Genomic DNA, 940 nt, shown 5'->3' with positions numbered 1-940 from the left:
TGCAGCACTAATGCTGGTGGACTGCGATGCCCGCTGCGAAGCACTAGTGGAACCGGACAGACTAGCTGAACCACTAGCCTGCTTGTTCGATTCGGAGTTCGACAGACTTGCCGAGAGACTCTCACTAGTAGCTTTGGAGTTCGACAAACTGCCAGAAACCGAAGCACTCAGTGATGCGCTCCGTGACTGCTCCGTACTCTGCGAAGCAGAGATGCTCGTGGACTGACTCTTATCAGTTGACTTGCTCTGGGAGGCTTGCGCGGACCGACTTGCACTCAGTGATAGGCTCAACGACTGACTACCGGAGTGTTCACCCGAACGACTGCCACTCAGTGAAGCACTTAGTGACTGGTTCTTCGAAGTCTGCGTTGATGCGGATGCACTCGTTGAAGCGGACAGTGACTTGCTGGTACTCTCACTGGCACTCTTAGAAGCAGAGGCTGATTGCGACGGCGTCGCGGATGGTTCTTACTAATGCTCTCACTCTGCGAACGACTTGCCGAACCAGATTCACTCTTATCCACTGACGTGGATTCAGAACTGCTCAACGAAGCACTCTTAGATTGACTCCGGTTAACCGATAGGCTGTCACTCTTTGACTGCAAAGCGCTGGTGGAACCACTCTTGACTGCCGAATCACTCAAGGACCCAGACAGACTAGCCGACTTGCTCAACGACGTGGCCGTCGACAAACTGTTAGCGGTAGACTTGCTGCTACTCTCAGAACCACTCAGCACTGCCGAGATGGATTCAGATGTCGACTTCGATGCGCTCTGTACTGCGGAGATCGACTTGCTCGTCGAACCGGAGTAGGTCAGCGAGTTGCTATCCGATGCCGCACTCTGCGAAGCAGAGGTTGACTGACTGTGGTCAACGCTAGTTGACTCGGATACTGACTGCTGAGCACTTGTACTCTCACTCTCGGAGACCGAGTTCGAAT

At 53.6% G+C, this 940-nt stretch carries 1 protein-coding gene and 1 pseudogene; one reads left to right on the top strand and one right to left on the bottom strand.

Annotation, left to right across the window (positions count from 1 at the left end):
* Nucleotides 1–291: pseudogene (locus JCM13996_RS11060) on the bottom strand (accessory Sec-dependent LPXTG-anchored adhesin); the annotation flags it as partial.
* 333 nt (nt 292–624) lie between these two features.
* On the opposite strand from JCM13996_RS11060, the gene JCM13996_RS10215 reads away from it, so the two are divergent.
* Complete coding sequence (locus JCM13996_RS10215; RefSeq protein WP_054751020.1) at nt 625–813, top strand: hypothetical protein; 189 nt, start codon at nt 625–627, stop codon at nt 811–813.
* Nucleotides 814–940 lie beyond the last annotated feature (127 nt).

Source organism: Lacticaseibacillus thailandensis DSM 22698 = JCM 13996 (genome assembly GCF_001312865.1).
Lineage (GTDB): Bacteria > Bacillota > Bacilli > Lactobacillales > Lactobacillaceae > Lacticaseibacillus > Lacticaseibacillus thailandensis.
Note: the sequence above shows the minus strand (reverse complement) of the source record. Positions and strands in the feature narration are given on the sequence as shown.